This window comes from Comamonas sp. CAH-2, from assembly GCF_009668305.1.
Lineage (GTDB): Bacteria > Pseudomonadota > Gammaproteobacteria > Burkholderiales > Burkholderiaceae_C > Comamonas > Comamonas aquatica.
In genome coordinates this window covers 1-17,745 of record NZ_VSWF01000049.1, presented here as the reverse complement: position 1 = coordinate 17,745, position 17,745 = coordinate 1, and the positions used below count along the sequence as shown (strand labels likewise).

At 67.9% G+C, this 17,745-nt stretch carries 17 protein-coding genes; 5 read left to right on the top strand and 12 right to left on the bottom strand.

Translation table 11 applies throughout. The features are described from left to right. Positions 1–47 precede the first annotated feature (47 nt). From FYM52_RS17380 to FYM52_RS17330, 11 genes are all read right to left on the bottom strand, one after another. Positions 48–455: a DUF4087 domain-containing protein gene (locus tag FYM52_RS17380; protein ID WP_154164991.1), complete on the bottom strand. Its 408-nt coding sequence runs from the start codon at positions 453–455 to the stop codon at positions 48–50. Beyond that, on the bottom strand, positions 448–882 hold the full coding sequence (locus FYM52_RS17375; RefSeq protein ID WP_154164990.1) for a DUF2809 domain-containing protein: 435 nt from the start codon (positions 880–882) through the stop codon (positions 448–450). The genes FYM52_RS17380 and FYM52_RS17375 overlap by 8 nt, the downstream gene beginning before the upstream one ends. An 89-nt stretch (positions 883–971) precedes the next feature. Further along, positions 972–1,916 carry a Bug family tripartite tricarboxylate transporter substrate binding protein gene (locus tag FYM52_RS17370; RefSeq protein WP_370513867.1) on the bottom strand — a complete coding sequence of 315 codons (945 nt, stop codon included), beginning with the start codon at positions 1,914–1,916 and terminating at the stop codon, positions 972–974. Positions 1,917–2,187: 271 nt separating this feature from the next. Beyond that, positions 2,188–2,565: a PH domain-containing protein gene (locus FYM52_RS17365; RefSeq protein ID WP_042414832.1), complete on the bottom strand. Its 378-nt coding sequence runs from the start codon at positions 2,563–2,565 to the stop codon at positions 2,188–2,190. 71 nt (positions 2,566–2,636) lie between these two features. Further along, positions 2,637–5,522, bottom strand: coding sequence for an Hsp70 family protein (locus tag FYM52_RS17360; RefSeq protein WP_154164994.1), 2,886 nt, complete (start codon positions 5,520–5,522; stop codon positions 2,637–2,639). A 19-nt stretch (positions 5,523–5,541) separates the two neighbouring features. Further along, positions 5,542–5,922 carry a Fur family transcriptional regulator gene (locus tag FYM52_RS17355; protein ID WP_042414945.1) on the bottom strand — a complete coding sequence of 127 codons (381 nt, stop codon included), beginning with the start codon at positions 5,920–5,922 and terminating at the stop codon, positions 5,542–5,544. Positions 5,923–5,996: 74 nt separating this feature from the next. Further along, a complete protein-coding gene (locus FYM52_RS17350; RefSeq protein WP_162524769.1) occupies positions 5,997–7,181 on the bottom strand; it encodes a heparan-alpha-glucosaminide N-acetyltransferase domain-containing protein in 1,185 nt (394 codons plus the stop codon). Between the two features lie 1,255 nt (positions 7,182–8,436). Further along, positions 8,437–9,255, bottom strand: a complete 819-nt coding sequence (locus FYM52_RS17345) for a DUF4393 domain-containing protein (protein ID WP_154164988.1) — start codon at positions 9,253–9,255, stop codon at positions 8,437–8,439. A gap of 22 nt (positions 9,256–9,277) precedes the next feature. Further along, positions 9,278–9,604 (bottom strand): hypothetical protein, encoded by a 327-nt coding sequence (locus FYM52_RS17340; RefSeq protein WP_154164987.1) that lies wholly within the window; start codon positions 9,602–9,604, stop codon positions 9,278–9,280. Between the two features lie 109 nt (positions 9,605–9,713). Next, on the bottom strand, positions 9,714–11,702 hold the full coding sequence (locus FYM52_RS17335) for an Hsp70 family protein (RefSeq protein WP_154164986.1): 1,989 nt from the start codon (positions 11,700–11,702) through the stop codon (positions 9,714–9,716). 3 nt (positions 11,703–11,705) lie between these two features. After that, positions 11,706–12,359 (bottom strand): DUF2760 domain-containing protein, encoded by a 654-nt coding sequence (locus FYM52_RS17330; RefSeq protein WP_154164985.1) that lies wholly within the window; start codon positions 12,357–12,359, stop codon positions 11,706–11,708. Between the two features lie 154 nt (positions 12,360–12,513). Here FYM52_RS17330 and FYM52_RS17325 point away from each other — a divergent pair, with 154 nt between their 5' ends. The 5 genes from FYM52_RS17325 (at position 12,514) to FYM52_RS17305 (ending at position 16,522) form a co-directional block, all read left to right on the top strand. After that, positions 12,514–12,786 carry a hypothetical protein gene (locus FYM52_RS17325; protein ID WP_154164984.1) on the top strand — a complete coding sequence of 91 codons (273 nt, stop codon included), beginning with the start codon at positions 12,514–12,516 and terminating at the stop codon, positions 12,784–12,786. Positions 12,787–12,934: 148 nt separating this feature from the next. Beyond that, positions 12,935–13,813, top strand: coding sequence for a hypothetical protein (locus FYM52_RS17320; protein ID WP_154164983.1), 879 nt, complete (start codon positions 12,935–12,937; stop codon positions 13,811–13,813). Between the two features lie 90 nt (positions 13,814–13,903). Then, positions 13,904–14,302 carry a diacylglycerol kinase gene (locus FYM52_RS17315; protein ID WP_154164982.1) on the top strand — a complete coding sequence of 133 codons (399 nt, stop codon included), beginning with the start codon at positions 13,904–13,906 and terminating at the stop codon, positions 14,300–14,302. 74 nt (positions 14,303–14,376) lie between these two features. Beyond that, on the top strand, positions 14,377–15,081 hold the full coding sequence (locus FYM52_RS17310) for a riboflavin synthase (RefSeq protein ID WP_045266027.1): 705 nt from the start codon (positions 14,377–14,379) through the stop codon (positions 15,079–15,081). Positions 15,082–15,619: 538 nt separating this feature from the next. After that, the gene (locus FYM52_RS17305) at positions 15,620–16,522 is read left to right on the top strand and encodes a transporter substrate-binding domain-containing protein (protein WP_042414850.1); all 903 of its coding nucleotides are present in this window, start codon (positions 15,620–15,622) and stop codon (positions 16,520–16,522) included. Between the two features lie 124 nt (positions 16,523–16,646). Here the strand turns inward: FYM52_RS17305 and FYM52_RS17300 are convergent, their stop codons facing one another. After that, entirely contained in the window at positions 16,647–17,588 is a 942-nt protein-coding gene (locus FYM52_RS17300; RefSeq protein ID WP_154164981.1) for a LysR family transcriptional regulator, read from the bottom strand. Positions 17,589–17,745: the final 157 nt, after the last annotated feature.

The window sequence follows — 17,745 nt, the reverse complement described above, 5'->3', positions numbered from 1 at the left end:
CCCCTGCCCCCTGCCCCCTGCGCACGGCGCACGGCGACACTGCCGCGTCACTCGGGTCGCGGTGGCTCCCGCAGGTGGCGGTCCTGGCGGCAGGCGGCCAGCGGTTTCGCCGTGGCCGAGAGGATGTGCGTCACCCGCTGGGTGCGCGCATCGGCCACCACGCGCACACAGGCGCAGCCATGGCCGTAGAAACCATTGGTGCGCACCCATTGCGCCTCGGTGAAGCTGGGCCAGTCGCCCTCGGCCTGGGCGCCACCCTGGCTGCCCACGGTCCAGCGGCCATGGCGGTCGTGCAGCCAGGCATTCCCCGGTGTCGGGTTCTGCCACCAACCGCAACGCAGATGCGAAGCCGGCGAGGCCGATGCTGCCGCCTGCGCGCCGGACAGCCCCGTGATCCCCAGCAGCGCGCACAGCACCCACGCGCGCAGTGCGCGCGCCTCACCGGTATCACCCATCATTCACTCCTGGTGTGCGATGGAGCGTTCGCCACCACACCCCATCCACCACCGCAGCACCGGCAATGCCGATGACATAGGCCAGCAGGTCCAGCGGATCAAAGCCATTGCCCAGCACCAGATAGGCCAGCGGGTGGGCACGCAGCGCCTGCATCCAGGGGGCCTGGTAGAGCTGCAGCAACTCGACCGCGAAGGCGATGGCCAGTGACACCACCACCAGCCGCCCGGGCGCGATGGCGGGCCGCACCCAGGCCACGCACAGCAGCACCACCCAGGCCCAGAGCGCATCGCCGGGGTAGTTGCCCCACACGGCGGGCAAGGGCAGATAGCCCCGACGCGAGGCCAGGCCCACGGCGATGACGGCCAGGGCCAGGAAGGTGAGGAGCAGGCGGGAGCGGGGGCAGGCAGGGGCAGCAGAGGACGGCATCACGGCAAGGCGCAGTCGGCCGACCGCACAGCGGCCGGCGAGGAAAAACCGCGATGGTAGCCGCTCAGCGTGCCGCTGGCGGCGGCGCTTCAATCAATGTGCGCGCCCGAGTCCTGGACCACCTGCTTCCAGTGCGCCAGCTCGCCCGGCAGCATGGCCTTGAAGCTCTGCGGATTCGAGTCCACGCGCTCGGCGCCCAGGGTCTTGAAGCGCTCCGCCATCTCGGGCTTGGCCAGCACCGCCTGGACGGCCTGGTACAGCTTGTCCACGATCGGCTGCGGCGTGCCGGCCGGGGCAAACAGCCCGTACCAGCTGGTCACCGCCAGGCCCTTGCCCAGCACGGGAATGTCGGGCGCCAGCGAGGTGGGCTGGTCCGCCGCCACGCCCAGCACGCGCAGCTTGCCGCTGGTGACGAAGGGCATCACGCCCGGAAAGCTGCCAAAGGTCATGGGCAGCTGGCCGGCCACCACATCGGTGGCGGCGGCCGAGGCGCCCTTGTAGGGCACATGCAGCAGGTTCAGGCCTTTTTGCTTCTTCAGCATCTCGCCCAGCAGGTGGTTCAGCGTGCCGTTGCCGGCCGAGGCGTATTCCACCTTGCCCGGGTGGGCCTTGGCATAGGCCACCAGCTCGTCCAGGCTCTTGGCCGGGAAGTTCGGGTTGACCACCAGCAGGTACGGCGCCACGGCCAGCTGCATCACCGGCGTGAAGTCCTTGATCGGATCGAACGGCACCTTGCTGTAGAGCGCCGGATTGATGGTGTAGGCGCTCTGCGCCGTCACCAGAAAGGTGTAGCCATCGGCCGCGCTGCGCGCCACCTGGCCGGTGCCCAGGTTGCCGTTGGCACCGGGGCGGTTTTCCACCACCACGGGCTCGCCCAGGCTGGTGCCCAGGCCCTGCGCCACGGCCCGGGCAATCACGTCGTTGGCCCCGCCGGGGGCCTGGGGCACCACGAAGGTGATGGGTTTGGTGGGCCAGCTGGCCTGGGCCAGGGCGGCGGTGCCGGACAACGACAGCAGGGCGGTGGTGGTGGCCATCACGGCCTGGCGGCGGGAAAGAAAAGTGTGCAAAGACATCGCAGTACCAAGTTCGTCCATGAATGCAAACAGCAGGGGGACTTGCGGCTTGTGGCGGGCAAGCCGGCCGCGCGCTGGGGGGGTGCAGGCGCGCGCGACCGGTCGGCGCGGCGCCCCCTGTGCCGGGGAGGCCGCGCCCTGCCCCGCATCATAGAGACGGCAGCGCCGGTGGTGCCCCCTGGCAAGCCCCGGGGGCCAGCCCGCCATCAGCCCACGGCCCGGCCGGGCCACCTCACTTCAGCACGTAGCTGGCCAGCACGGCCTGGACTTCGTAGATGCTCAGCTTCTTGTTGAACTGCTTCTGGAACGGCGCCGCCGTGCCGGACACCCAGATCTTCAGCTCGGCATCCAGGTCGAAGGTGCCGGCGGTCTCAATGCTGAAATGGGTGATGCTTTTGTACGGCAGCGAGTGGTATTCGACCTTGCTGCCGGTGATGCCCTGCTTGTCGACCAGCACCAGGCGCTTGTCGGTGAAGACGAAGTAGTCGCGGATCAGCTGGTAGGCGTGCTCGACCCGTTCACCCGGCGCCAGGATCTGCGCGAATTCCGCCTGGATCTTGTGCGCATCGATCTTCGATGCGTTGCCCAGCATGCCGTCCAGCAATCCCATGGTGTCTCCCGTGTCGTGTCAGTGGTGGTCTGCGGATTCTAGGCACCGCGGCAGACGGGCTGCGCCGGCCCTCACAGCAGCACCAGCCCCGGCGGCAGGCTGTCGCCCAGGCTGCGCCGCTGGTCTTCGGCATCCATGGTCACCACGCTGTCCACCAGCGCCAGCCAGCGCGCGGGCGCGCCGGCGGCGCGCATCTTGTCCAGCACCTGGGCGCGCACGGCATCGGGCAGGTCGCGCGCGCGGTCGCCGGTCATGCGGGCCATTTGCACTGCGGCAAACATCGCCGTTTCGTGCTTGCGCCAGTCCTGGGCCAGCGTGGCGTCCAGGAACTCCTGCGCGGCCTCGGGCGGCATCACCAAATGGGCATTCGCCGCCAGGGATTGCCGCGCCGCCAGGCGGCCGATGGCCCACCAGGTCTGGGGCGAGGCACCGGGGCGCTGCAGGCGCTGCAGCATCCACTGGCCCATCTCCTGGCGGTACTGCCAGGGCACGGCCTCCATGGCGGCCAGCAGGCGCAGCATGTCGTCGTAGCTGCCGTGGCTGCTCTTGCCACCGTTGCGCTGCGTCGCCTGCTGCACCGTCTTTTGCATGGCGGCGGCCACGGCCTCCAGCACCTGCATCTGCTGGGCTTCGTCCAGGCCCGCGGCCACGCGGCGCCAGAACACCCACCACTCCGTCCAGTTGGCCGGGTCCCTGGCGTGGCCGAGGCCGGCGGCGTACAAAGCCCAGACCTGGGTGATGCGCCAGGCGTCCAGCTCGGCACCGACGCCGGGGCGCAGGCACCAGCCGGCCAGGTTCAGCCACACGCGCTCATGGTCGGCCGTGCGGCGGCGGCGCTTGGCGCGCGCCAGCAGGGCGTCGAACAGGGAGCGCAGCAGGCCCAGCTCCCAGCTGTCGCGCGGGCCCAGCAGCTTTTCCAGCGCAGGGCGCAGCTGGCGCACGTCCTTGGCGCTCACGTCCTGGGCCTGGGTGCCAAAGATGCGGTCGATCAGCGCCACGGCGGCCGGCAACTGCGTGGCCAGGGGCTTCAAGCCTTTGGGGCCTTTTAGGCCTTCTGCGCTCGCTGCATCTGTGTTGTCCGCTATGGTTTCCGAAGGAGTCACCGCCCCGCGGGTGTTGAAGGGCAGCAGCCAGGACTGGGCCGCGTCGGCCACGCCGTCCTGCACGCGCAGGCAGCGCACCTCCAGCGTGCCGACCTCGGTCATGCGGGCTTGCAACTGCACTTCCACCTGGGCCTGGGCCCGGCCTTCGGGGGCGGGCAGCACGGTGGCGATGGGCGGCAGCTCCACCCAGCCGTCGCCGGTCACTGCGGTGATCTGCCCGGCCTGCGCCACGGGCTGGCTGTGGCTGTGCGCCAGCAGGTTGAAGCGCACGGCCTGGCCCAGCTTGAGCGCAAAGCGCCGGCCCGACAGCACCAGGCGCACGCCCTCTTCCGTGCCCTTGGGCAGCAGGCACAGGGCCTGCGGGGCCGCGCCGGCGGCCCCCGGCAGCAGCAGCCAGTAGCTGCGCGCCGAGCCACCGCCGATGCGCGGCATGGTTTTGATAGCTGTAGGCACGCTCTGGCTATGCGCCAGAGGCTGATTGGATGCAGATGCCTGCGCTGGCGGTGGCGCTTGCAGGCCCAGCCCGTAGGCCGCTGCGCCGCGCGCCACGGCCCAGTCGGGGTGCGGGTTGTGCAGCACGCGCACCGGGCGGCCGCGCCAGCCGTCCAGCAACTGCGTCAGCCGCTGCACCAGGGCATGGGCGTGGAACACGCCGCCGTTGAGCAGCACGGTGTCGGGCAGCGCGCCGTCGGCGTGCTGGCGCAGGAACTGCGCCAGGTGGCGGCTGATGGCGGCATCGGCCGGGTACGGCAGGCCAAAGCCGCGCAGCGCGCCCTGGCGCCGGGCGGGCACCGCATCGATCGGCGCGGGTGGCAGAAAGCCTTCCACCACCCACTGCTGCACCTGGGCGCGCGTGAGCGTGGCGGACTGCGCCTGGGCCAGCAGCTGGCTGCCGCCGCCCAGCAGGGTGATGCGCACCTGCTCGGGCGCCCCGGCGGCCAGCAGCTGTTCCTTGGCCACGCGGCAGCGCTGCACCAGCTGGGCGAAGCGCTGTGCGGGCAGGCGCTGGCCGGCGCCGGCCAACGCGGCCTCCAGCTGGTGGGCCAGGGCCAGGTCCATGTTGTCGCCGCCCAGCATCAGGTGCTCGCCCACGGCCGTGCGCGTGAGCAGGGGCAAACCGCCTTCGGGCGCAGGCTCGACCCGGATCAGGGTCAGGTCGGTGGTGCCGCCGCCCACGTCCACCACCAGCACCAGGCGGCTGTCCGCCAGCTGTGCGGCCAGTTGCGGGCCCTGCAGCAGCAGCCAGTCGTGGAAGGCGGCCTTGGGTTCTTCGAGCAGTTGCACCTGCGGCAGGCCGGCCAGCTGCGCGGCCTCCAGCGTCAGCGCGCGTGCGCCCTCGTCGAACGAGGCGGGCACCGTCAGCACCACGCTTTGCTGCGCCAGCGGGGCCTGCGGGTGGGCCTGGTCCCAGGCGGCGCGCACATGGGCCAGGTACGAGGCCGAGGCCGCCAGTGGCGAAACCTTGGTCACGTCGTCGCCCGCACCCCAGGGCAGGATGGGCGCCGTGCGGTCCACCCCGGTGTGCGACAGCCAGCTTTTGGCGCTGGCCACCAGCCGCCCGGGCACGGCCGCGCCCAGTTCGCGCGCCCAGCGGCCGATGACGGCCGGGGCGGCGGCCGAGGCGCCCTGCGGCGGCCAGGGCTGCTGCCAGGCATCGCCCAGCTCACCCGGGGTGGCCTGGTAGCGCACCGAGGGCAGCAGGGGCTGGGCCACGACCTCGCCCGCCGCGCTGCGCTGCGGGAGGTTCAACAGGGCGATGTCGGCCGCCGTGCCGCGCACGGGCACGCTGGCGACCACGGTGTGGCTGGTGCCCAGGTCGATCCCGACGACAAAGGCCGCGCTGGCAGGGGACATCGTCACGCGGTGTGCCCCCTCAGGCCGGCTGCGCCGCGCAGTCGCTGCAGCGGCCGTAGAGCGTGATTTCGTGGCTGTCCACCTCGAAGCCCGGGGGCGCCAGGCTGGCCAGATCGCCGGGGCAGGCATGCACGTCAAACACGCGCGCGCAGACCCGGCACTGGAAGTGGTGGTGGTGGCCGTGGTGGGCCACCTCGTACATGGGGCTGCGCCCGGGCAGGTGCACCTCGCGCAGCAGGCCCTCCTCGGCCATGGCCTTGAGCGCGCGGTACACCGTGGCAATCCCCAGGCCCGGCAGCGTGGCCTGCGCCAGCTCCAGCACCTCCTGCGGCGCCAGTGGCCGGTCGGCCTGCGTCATGGCCTGCTGGATGGCGGTGCGCTGCTTGGTGGATCGTTGCATGGAGGAGTTCATGGCGGCGGGGGCGGCTTCTCAAGGAAGCGGTATTGTGCCGCCGCGGCCCCTCCGACGGTGGCCTACAGGTACTTGAGCCAGGTCAGGTCGCGCCGGCGCTGCTTCAGCGCGGCAAACCAGCGCACGGCCGGGTACAGGGCCACGGCCAGCAGGGCGGAGATCACCCACAGCCACAGCAGGCGGTCCAGCCCGAACAGTTGGCCCTGGTTGGTGCCCCAGGCCGCCACCGCCGCCAGGTACATGCACTTCAGCACATACAGGTGCAGCACATAGAAGAACATGGGCGCCGCCCCCAGCGTGGCCAGCGGCGCCAGCCAGCGGGCACCGGCGCGCGCCTCGAACCCGCGCAGCAGCAGCAGGCCCACGCCCAGCGTCAGCAGCAGGAACAGCAGCGACGGCGGGTACTTGGTCACGTTGAACCAGGCCATGACCGTGTGCAGCGTGGTCGCCCCCACCTGCCAGGGTGCGTCGCCATACACGTTCAGCGTGCGCAGCAGCGCAAAACCCAGCAGGCTGGCCACACCCGCCACCAGCAGCAGCTGACGGCGCCGCGCCGCATCGCAGGCCTGGCCAAACCAGGGGCCGATGCCATAGCCCAGGGCGATCACGCCCACCCAGGGCAGCACGGGGTAGGAGGTGCGCAGCTGCACCCCGGCCAGCTCCAGCCAGCCCCGGTCATGCAGGATGGCCCAGGGCGCGTGCAGCAGATGGCCGGCGGGGAAATGCAGGCCGTCCAGCAGGTTGTGCCCCGCCACCAGCACCACGCCCAACCCCAGCAAGGCCCGGCGCGGCAGCCACACCAGCAGCGACAGCGCCAGCATGGACAGGCCGATCGCCCAGATCACCTGCAGGAACACCTTGGCCGGCGGGAACTGGAAGGTCCAGGCGAAGTTGATCACCGTCACCTCCAGCAGCACCAGAAACAGACCGCGCCGCCACAGAAAGCCCGAGGCCGCCGCACGCGCCAGCCCGGCATCCGCATGGCGGCTGGCGTACAGGTAGGCACTCAACCCCGTCAGGAACACAAACACCGGCGCGCACAGGTGCGCCAGCATGCGCGGAACAAACAGGCCCGGCGGCGTGTCGGCCACCACCATCGGGTCGGGCACCTGCAGGTGCAGGTAGAAGGTTTCGCGGACATGGTCCAGCAGCATGAACAGCATGACCAGGCCACGCAGCGCATCGATGGATTGCAGCCGGCCAGCGCCAGCCAGCGCACTGGGCGCAGAAGCAGAGAAGTTTTTCACGATTTATTGATAAGGATTTATCAATATCATACCGATGCATGCCTAGCAATCGCCGCGTTGCGGGACTGGTGCCCTGTTGGCGGGCGGGGTTTTGAGGGTTGCTTGAAAAGAGGAGCATGTAGCGCTTGCTACATAAGCGCTAGGTGCTCATTTGATGTTTATTGTTGTTTTAGCTTTGGCTGGCCGGGCAGCCCCCGGCAGGGCCTTACTTTCTTGCTTGTGCAAGAAAGTAAGCAAAGAAGCACGCCCTGCTGCCCGCGTCCCTGCGCTGCGCTCCGGGCAACCTGCGGTGCTCGATCCCAGGTCGGGGCCGCAGAACTCACTGCGCGGCTATGCCGCTCCGTTCAAACAGCTGCGGCCAGTCAGACCACGAAGCATGTGTGCCACTTGGCACACATGCCCACCCTGTGCTCTGTGCGCCTCGGCAAGGGCAGAAGGGGTGGAAGGCGTCACCCCGTGCCTGCATGCGCTGTGTGTGGGGGTGGAAAGTTCTTTTCAGCCATGTGAGCAGGTGACGCTTGCTGGATCAGCGCTGGCGGCTGATTTGGTGCTGGTTGTTGTTTGAGGTTTTGCTGGCCGCTTGTCGCGCGGCGGGCGACTTACTTTTCTTGCTTGCACAAGAAAAGTAAGCAAAAGAAGTGCACACCTCTACCCGTGCCCCTTTGGGCTTTGCTGCGCAAAACCCAAGCGGGCAGCCTCTGTGCTCGATCCCAGGGTGGGCCGCAGAACTCACTGCGCGCCTGTGCCGCTCCGTTCAAACAGCTGCGGCCAGTCAGATGACGAAGCCGATGCGGCCTGCGGCGCATCGGTCCACCCTGCGCTCTGTGCGCCTCGGCACGGGTAGAAGGGGTGAAAGGCGGCACCCCGTGCCTGCATGCGCTGTGTGCGTGGGTGGAAAGTTCTTTTCAACTATGTGAGCAGGTGGCGCTTGCTAGATAAGCGCTAAAGGCTGATTTGATGCTGATTGTTGCTTTTGCTTTGGCTGGCCGGGATGCCCCCGGCGGGGCCTTACTTTCTTGCTTGTGCAAGAAAGTAAGCAAAGAAGCACACCCTGCTACCCGTGTCCCTGCGCTGCGCTCCGGGCAACCTGCGGTGCTCGATCCCAGGGTGGGGCCGCAGAACTCACTGCGCGGCTGTGCCGCTCCGTCAAACAGCTGCGGCCAGTCAGACCACGAAGCATGTGTGCCACTTGGCACACATGCCCACCCTGCGCTCTGCGCGCCTCGGCACGGGCAGAAGGACGTTAAAAAATCCACTATGTTTTTTTAACAACGCATATTGTTGCGAAAAGTTTCCCTAATTGTGTAACTTGCAACCCTTTCCTCTCAACACGAACTATTTTTTCCTGATTTTCCTCGAAAGCCAATTGAATATTTTTAACTTTAGGATCGCTCTCTAAATCGTCATAAACCCCTTTACTGGTGTACTCCAAAAACGTGGGTACCTCAGCAAGACCGAGTCGGCAGAGGTTGTCTATATAAGTAGGTGTCATATCAGGAAACTCACATTTGGCCAAAAAACCAAGATGAGAGTAATTAACCAAGATATTTTGCCCTCCGGTCTTACCTTCCTGATTTTCAGCATACTCCCACGTGACATTAATCAGCGGATAGGCGATGTCCCGAACAAAGAGTCCAACTAATTTTGCCTCATCCGGAGTCAATTGCTTAATGATTTCAACGAATGCAGGATGCGCTCCATGAGCAGTTGCCTTGTCCATAGCTGCTGCGATCAAATTCGCATACAAATCACTCAGCGAAGACTCATGGCCTGTGTACCGCAGTGAATCAAGAGCTGGCCCCACAACATTCGGTTTAGGTGAAGTAATGTTTTCAGGTGGAACATTCTTCAGCCGCTCAGCGACTTTTGTGGAAACAAAATCTTTAATTTGCTCATACCCCCAGACAAGAGCACTAATTGGTGCTAGCGCTACATGAACGGACTTAGCAACAGTCTGCAAGGCCTTTCCTACTTCTTGTGCCGCAGGCTGTACAACATCCTGATAAACAGGAATCGCTTTAGCAACGCCTGTGACTGCATCAACAACATCTCGAACGTTGCTCTCTTCACTCATCCGCCAACTCCCGAAAGTAAATTTATTCAAAAAAAATTTCAAACAGCATGCTAAACGAATATAGAAAATAATTTAAATTTCTTTCGATTTCGGCAGTTAAATAATAAACCTCTCCGCACCTCGCGCGCGCAAGCGTCGCGCCCCCACTTTGTGGATGCCCTTCATATTTCCGGCGGCTGTTTGAACGAAGCGCAGCAAGCGCGCAGTGAGTTCCGCCGGACCAGCCGCCTGCAAGGCGCGCCTTTTCTTTCCCCGGTTTCTTTTGGCAAGACAAAAGAAATCGGGTCGCCGCCGGTCGACTACCGGCCTCGGACAGCAATGCCACAGCAACAATAAAAATAGCTACCAACGCTTATCCCATCAGCGCCAGAAGCCAAAAACCTTATAAAAAAGCCTGCTGACCACCAGGCCAGCAGGCTTTGCAAACAGCTTTTCAGAAGCTGGAGCGATGGGGCCGCTTACCCCTCGTCGGACGTAGTCTCCGCACGCACATCGAACTCCACCTTCCAGCGCTCCGTGCCGCCCACGGGCACGGCATTCAGCTCCAGCGTGCCAATGTCGGTGACGCGCGCCGCCAGGGTGACGGGGACGACCTCGCCGGCCGCGCGGCCGGCGGCGGGCAGGTGCAGTTCGATCTCCTGCAACTCGACCAGCTCCTCGGGGCCCCAGAAGTCCAGCATGGTGCCCACGGCGTCGCTGCGGCGCACGCTGGAACCGAAGAAGCGCAGGCGCACGGGTTCGCCGACGACCAGGCCCAGCTCCAGGTCGCTCAGCGCGGCCTCGGTGCCCTCTTCCATACCGAACGGGGCCAGGCACAGGGCGGAGATGGGCGGTTCCATGCCAGGGATGGCGGGCATGTTGGACTCCACGCCCACGTAGTACGACTGGGCCGTGCCGCCACGGATGCGCACGCCGCGGCCGGTGGTGGTGATGTGGCCGTAGTAGGCCGCGCCACGGGCGACGGCCAGGTCCAGGTTGGCTCCGTCCAGCAGGCGTGCGGGCTCGCAGGCCTCGTCATCCAGCCAGCCGTTGATGACCTCCAGGATGCGCTGCTCGATCTGCGGGGCCTTGAGCACGCCGCCATTGAACAGGATGGCCGTGGGGTGCAGGAAGGTGGAGCCGTCCACCTGGTCGCCATTCAGGCCGTCGATCTCGGCCAGGGCGTGGACCTGGCGCGTCAGGAAGGCGGCCAGGTGGCGCGTGACGGCGGCGTCCTGCGCATAGGGCAGGCCCAGTTGCGTGAGCGCGGCGCGGGCGCGGGTATGGGGCTTGTCGCTGACCTGGACTTTAGGGAAGAAGCCTTCGACCAGCAGGGCCAGCACTTCGTCGCGCGTGACTTCGGTGCGGATGCTGCCGCCAATCAGCTTGCTGCCCCGGCTGGGCACGACCACGGGCACCGACTGCAGGTGGGCATCGGCCAGCAATTGCTCCTTGGCGGCGCGGCAGCCGTGGGCCAGGGCGCGGGTCTGCCAGGCGTCCAGCGGCTTGCCCTCTTGCGCCAGCTTGCGCGCCACGCCATAGGCCAGGGCCAGGTCCATGTTGTCGCCGCCCAGCAGGATGTGTTCGCCCACGGCAATGCGCTGCAGCGCCAGGTTGCCATCGCGCTCCAGCACGGCGATCAGGGACAGGTCGGTGGTGCCACCGCCCACGTCCACCACCAGGATGATGTCGCCGTGGCGCACCTGCTTGCGCCACTGGCCGCCGCTGGCCTGGATCCAGCTGTACAGCGCGGCCTGGGGTTCTTCCAGCAAGGTGAGGTTGTGGAAACCAGCGGCCTTGCAGGCTTCTGCGGTCAGCTCGCGCGCGGCGGGGTCGAACGAGGCGGGGATGGTGACGGTGATGTCCTGCTGGGCGAACGGGGCCTCGGGGTGGGCCTGCTCCCAGGCCCAGCGCAGGTGTTCCAGGTAGCGGGTGGAGGCGGTCAGCGGCGAGATGCGCGCGACTTCGGCCGGGGCATCGGCCGGCAGGATGGCCGCGCGGCGGTCGACGCCGGGGTGGCACAGCCAGCTCTTGGCGCTGGACACCAGGCGGATGGGCGTGGCCGCGCCGCGGCTGCGGGCGAATTCGCCGGTGATGAAGGCGTGGGTGGCCGCGTGCGGCGCCTGGCCGGGCAGCGTGCGCTCGGCCACGGTCAGTTCGCTCTCGTGCGGCAGATACAGGAAGGACGGCAGCAGCGGCTGGCCCGCCACGCTGGCGGGCGCGGTGAGCTGGGGAATGTCCAGCACGCCCTGCACCACCTGCTCCCCGTCGCTGGCGGCCTTGTCCACATAGGACAGCGCGCAGTGCGTGGTGCCCAGGTCAATGCCGATGCTGTAGCGTGCGCCCGCAGTTGGCAAGCCATTTGGGCCTGCAGCGCTGGTGGTGTCTGCGCTGGGCGCTACGGTATTTGCGGGCGCAGCAGCGGGTGGTGCCGCCCCGGTGGCGGCGATGGAAGCCAGCATGTTCATGGTTTACAGCTCCACCTCGGCCTGGGCCAGCACCTTGGCGGCCTGGGGGTCGGTCAGCTGGGGCAGCTGCACCTGCGTCACCTGCCAGCCACGGTGGCCCAGAGTGCCGGTGAAGGGCGCCTGGCCAACGACATGGCCGGTCAGGCGCACGGCGGCGGCGTCAAACCCGGCGGGCAAGGTGATGCGCGCGCCCTCGGTCTCGGGGCGCACGGGGGCGATCGTGAAGTGCTCGCCCAGCACCTTGCGGCAGCCGGCGTGCACCACGCGGGCGGCGGCGCCGATCTCGGCGTCGGTGTAGGGGGCCACGTCTTCCTGGATGAAGTCCACAAAGCGCGCCTCGCGCTGCAGCAGGCCCAGCAGTTGCAGCGCGGCGGTGTCGGTGGGCACCTCGACGCGCTGTTCGACCGGGACTTCGACGCGCAGCTCGACCGTCTTTTCGACGATGGTTTCCACGGGCACTTCCACGCGGACCTCGACGATCTTCTCGACGGGCACCTCGACACGGATTTCGCGCGGCGCAACGTCGGCGGCCAGGGCCTCACCGGCGCGCAGGCGGGTCACATCGGCGGCCAGGCGGCCATTGCCCAGGATGGCGAAGAAGCTGCCGATCGCGATGGCGATGCGGCTCAGGAACGAGGGAGGGGTGTTGGAGCTCATGGTGGGTCTCAGGCCAGGCCGGCATCCGTGCACAGGCACCGGGGATGCAGGTCCGCAAAAAATGGGGACAGGGCGCGCGGGGCGGGGCCGCGCCACACGCCGGCTGACGGGCGCGCGCCCGCAGGAGGGCCGATGTTACCCAAAGCCCTATGCCTTGACCGGCACCAAGGCTTCCGGACGAATGTCGCACTGCCGCGTGCCGACATCCGCATCGCACCATAATGGTGCCTTCATCTCCGTCCTTCCCATGGTCTCCACGCTCGCACCGACCCTCGCCGGCTTGCGCCTTGCGGCTTTCGCCCAGGTGCCGCAGGTCTGTGCCCGCGTGCTGCGGCACCAGCGCACACGCCGCCATGGCGTGCCGACCGCCTTCGTGAGCCTCAGCGGCGTCACGGCCATGCTTTCCGCCGCCGTGCGGAAGGTGTAAGACCCACACCCTCTTCCCTCCGCACGGCCGCCACCTCTTGCACACCGCAAGGGCGCCTGCGCCACCACGGCCCCACCACGTCTGCTGCGACGTTCCGGCCCCGCCACGCGCCCGTTCTCCCCCTCCCCGGAACCGACGAGCTTGCACCATGGACATGGAACTGACCCAAACCTTCTTGCGCGGCAAAAACCCCTGCGCCACCGGCTACCGCTGGTTTGTGCGCCACGAACTGGGCGGCAAGGACTACCAGAGCGCCATGGACACCCAGGTGCGCGCCGGCCGCGTCGAGGATGCACGCTGGCTGCTGCAGAACTTCGGCCCCACCAACACGGTGCTGGAGCTGGACCACCTGGAGGCCGACCACTGCGTATTCGCCGGCACGCTGATCGTGCACGGCGACGTGCGCGTGCCCGGCCAGCTGCTGGTGGGCCGCAGCCTGCAGGTGGGCGGGGGCCTGCGCGCCGGCCAGGTGGAGGTGGGCGAGGACCTGCACAGCGGCGGCGCCATCTTTGCCGACACGCTGCTGCAGGCCGGCGGCAGCATCAAGGCGGCCTGGAGCGTGGACGTGCAGGGCCAGCTGCGCGCCGAGGAGCTGCGCACCGGCTGGGAGCTGCGTTGCGGCGGCCCGGTGGCGCTGCGCGGCAGCGCCTTCATCGGACAGGACGTGGAGGTGCAGGCCGGCCTGCACTGCGGCAAGGGCCTGCGCGCCGGGGGCGCGGTGGCGGTGCAGGGGCTGCTGGAGGTGGGCGACGGCCTGGCGGCCCAGGGCGACATCGTCTGCGGCAACCACATCCAGGCCGGCTGGGGCATCAAGGCGCGCGGCGACATCCGTGCGGCCTGCAGCATCCGCGCGGGCGAAACCCTGCAGGCCGAGGGTGAAATCGCCGCTGGCCCGGGCTATGGCGTGTTTGCCGGCATGAACGTGCAGATGGACGCCTGGCCGGACTGCGCCTGGGTGCGCGCCCTGCGCAAGCCGCAGGCCCTGATCAGCGGCTGGTGGGAAGAGCGGGCGCCGGCCTGGGCCTGAGCGCATGCCCCGCGCCCGGGCCGCACGGCCGCCCGGCCCGCCGCCGCGCGCTATGCTTGCGCCTTTCCTGACCTGCGCGAGCGCCCCACCATGCCCCCTGAGATCGAAGCCGTAGACGCCCAAAAGCACCGCCGCGGGCTATCGCGCATCTGGCACGCCTATGGCTATTCCGTGGCCGGCCTGGTCACGGGCTTCAGGGAGTCGGCCGCCTTCCGCCAGGAAGTACTGCTGGCGCTGTGCCTGCTGCCCGCCAGCGTCTGGCTGGGGCAGACCTGGGTGGAAACCGCGCTGCTGGCCGTGGTCGTGGTGCTGGTGCTGATCACCGAGCTGCTGAACACCGGCATCGAGGCAGCCATCGACCGCATCGGCCCGGAATGGCACGCCCTGTCCAAGATGGCCAAGGACGTGGGCAGCGCTGCCGTGCTGCTGAGCCTGCTGCTGTGTGGCGGCGTCTGGGCGGCGGCACTGTACCAGCGCTTCGGCGGCTGATTGCCCGCACCGCCGCCGTGCTGCGGCGGCGCGCCGTACACTGCGCAGTCACTGTTTCTTCGAGGGCCCAACCCGTGTTCACCGGCATCATCCAAGCCGTGGCAAGCATTGCCGCGCTGCACGACCAGGACGGTCTGCGCACCTTCACCATGGAATTTCCCGCAGGCTTCTGCCAGGACCTGGCGATTGGCGCCAGCGTCTCGCACGACGGCGTGTGCCTGACGGTGACCGAGCTGCTGTCGCCCACCCGCGCCACCTTCGACGTGATGCTGCAGAGCCTGAACATCACCACCCTGGGCCAGTACCAGGTGGGCGACGTGCTGAACGTGGAGCGCGCTGCCAAGGATGGCGCCGAGATCGGCGGCCACCCGCTGTCCGGCCATGTCGACTTCACCGCGCCGGTGCTGGAGGTGCTGAGCACCGAGACCAACCACAAGATCCGCTTCGGCATTCCCGAGGCCTTCCGCCCCTACGTGTTCGCCAAGGGCTACATCGCCATCAATGGCGCCAGCCTGACGGTGGCCGAGGTGGACCGCAAGGCCGGCTGGTTCGAGGTCTGGCTGATCCCCGAGACCCTGCGCATGACGGTCTTCGGCCACAAGCGCGCGGGCGACCTGGTCAACATCGAGATCGAACGCAGCACCCAGGTGGTGGTGGACACGGTGCGCGAGACCGTCGAGGCCAGCCTGGGCCGCCTCAAGCCGGTGCTGGAAGCCCTGCTGCAGGAAAAAGGCCTGCGTCTGGACGACTTCGTGGACGTGCCGCGCATGCCGTCCTGAGTCGGACGATTTCATGCCCCAACGGCCTGCCACGCTGATACAGCGTGCGCAGTCCGCTCTTTTTTTCAGAGCTGCACGGTGGCAGCGCGTGCCGCATACACCGGCACCGGCAGCAGGGTGGCGCCGGAACTTGATGGCACTAGCAGCGAGTGCCCCGCAGGTCCAGGTCCACGTGCACCGGCCTGCTGCGCGGGCCCACGCTCGGCCCAGGCTGCTGCGGTGGCGGCAGCGCCTGCAAGCCCCACGCCACACCATCGCCAACCGCCGACCCCGGCCACCGTGGCTGCAGCGGGGTGCAGACCACGCCCCCTGACAGCCCCAGCGGTGCAGGTGCAGCCCGGGCACGGCGCTGGCCGCCAGCGCACCATGGCAGGGCGGGGTCATGCAGGGCCCACATGACCTCCTTCCGTTTCATCGTTATGACAGGGCCAGCATTTACGGGATAGTTGATGCAAGTGCTTGACGCCGCGCAGCCACCACGATCTGCCGCGATCAGCACGACCCTTGCCCCGCCTGCTGTTTTGGAAGGAAAAGAAGAATGCGCTTTCTGGTACGTCGCCTCACCCTGGCCTGTTCGCTGTTGACCGCCGCCCTGGGCGCCCATGCCCAATCCGTGGAGGGCAGCACGCTGTCCAAGATCGAGAAGGCCGGCAAGGTCGTGATCGGGGTGCGCGAAAGCTCGGCCCCGATGGCCTATGCCCTGGGCTCCAACAGCAAGTTCGTGGGCTACCACGTGGAGCTGTGCGAGAAGGTGCTGGCGCAGATCGCCCCCAAGGCCACCATCGAATACCTGTCGATGACGGCGCAGAACACCCTGCCCCTGGTGCAGAACGGCACGGTGGACCTGGGCTGCGGCCCGACCACCAACAACCTGGGCCGCCAGAAACAGGTAGCCTTCGCCCTGACCACCTACGTCAGCGAGGTGCGCATGGCCGTGCGCGCGGATTCGCCCGTAACCTCGTTCAAGCAGCTCAACGGCAAGACCGTGGCCGCCTCGGCCGGCACCACCGCCGTGCAGCTGCTGCGCAAGTACGGCCGCGAGCACAACGTGGAACTGCCCACCGTGCTGGGCAAGGACCACTTTGAAAGCTTTCTGATGCTGGAGTCGGGCCGCGCCGAAGCCTTTGTGCTGGACGACAACCTGCTGGCCGGCGTGATCGCCAACTCCAAGGCGCCCCAGGGCTACAAGATCGTCGGCGAGGTGCTGGGCTCGGAGCCCATCGCCCTGCTGTTCCGCAAGGACGACCCGAGCTTCAAGCAGGCCGTGGACGGGGCGCTGCGCCAGATGATGCAGTCTGGCGAAGTGGCCAAGATCTACGACAAGTGGTTCATGCAGCCCATCCCGCCCAAGGGTGCGCCGCTGAACCTGCCCATGGGCGACACGCTCAAGCGCCTGATGCAGGAGCCCAACGACAAGCCGCTGGAAGCCTACGCCAGCTGAACGGGCTGCGCACCCGGCCGCTCGGTAGCTATGCCAACCGAAGCGGCTGGCACGCGCCAAACATGGGTTTCAGACCCATTGCGACTTGCAACCGAATCAGGAGCTGCGCCAGCAGCTCCTTTTTTTATGGCTTCGCCGGTGCCGACCAGCCCTCGGCCGAGGCCAGCATGAAATCGCCCGCGGCCGCCTGCAGCCAGGTGCGCAGCGCCTGCAGCGGCGGGTAGTCGCCGCGGCTGGTGGGCCAGACCAGGTAGTAGCGCTCGGCGCTTTCCATCTCCGGCAGCTGCGGCAGGGCGCGCACCAGGTCGCCCTGGGCCAGCTCGCGCTCGATCAGAAAGCGCGGCAGCAGCGCCACGCCGACGCCGGCAATCGCCGCCTGCGCGGCGGTGGCGAACTGGTCGAACAGCATGCCCTGCGGATCGCCACTGGTCACGGCATGGCCGTGCAGCCAGCGCCGCCACGCGTCCGGGCGCGAGGCCAGGTGCAGCAGCGGCGCCTGCAGCAGATCCTGCGGCTGGCTGAAGCCGTACTGCACCTGCACCTGCGGGCTGCAGGCCGGCACCACGGTCTCGGTCATCAGCAGCGCCATCTCGGCCCCGGGCCAGTGCGGCAGGCCGAAATGGATGGCCGCGTCCACGGCCTCGAGCTGGAAGTCGAACTGCGACAGCCGTGTGGTCAGGTTGATGGTGATGCCGGGGTGCGCGCTGAGGAACTGCGGCAGCCGCGGCGCCAGCCAGCGCGTGCCGAAGGTGGGCAGGATGGCCAGGTTCAGGCTGCCGCCCTGGGGGTTGGCCTTGAAGCCCAGCGTGGCACTGGCGATGCGCGCCAGCGCGCCGCGGATCTCCTGCGCATAGGCATGGCCGGCGGGGCTCAGGCGCACGGTCTGGCGCTCGCGCACGAACAGCTCGGCCTGCAGGCGCTCTTCCAGCGCACGGATCTGCCGGCTGACGGCGCTTTGCGTCAGATGCAGCTCGGCCGCTGCTGCCGTGAAGCTCTGGTGCCGCGCCGCCGCCTCGAAGGCGCACAGCAGGGACATGGGGGGCAGGAAACGGCGGGACAGCTGCATGGAAGAACACTCCGGGGGGACAAGGGCGGCACGCACCCGCCAGCGGGCCGCGCGCCGCAGGTCATTCTGTATGGGTATGACCTGGGGGCCAGTTTATCGTTTGACCCAGGTCAATCCACCCCCCTACATTCCCCCATACGCAGGGGCGCTGCCGGTG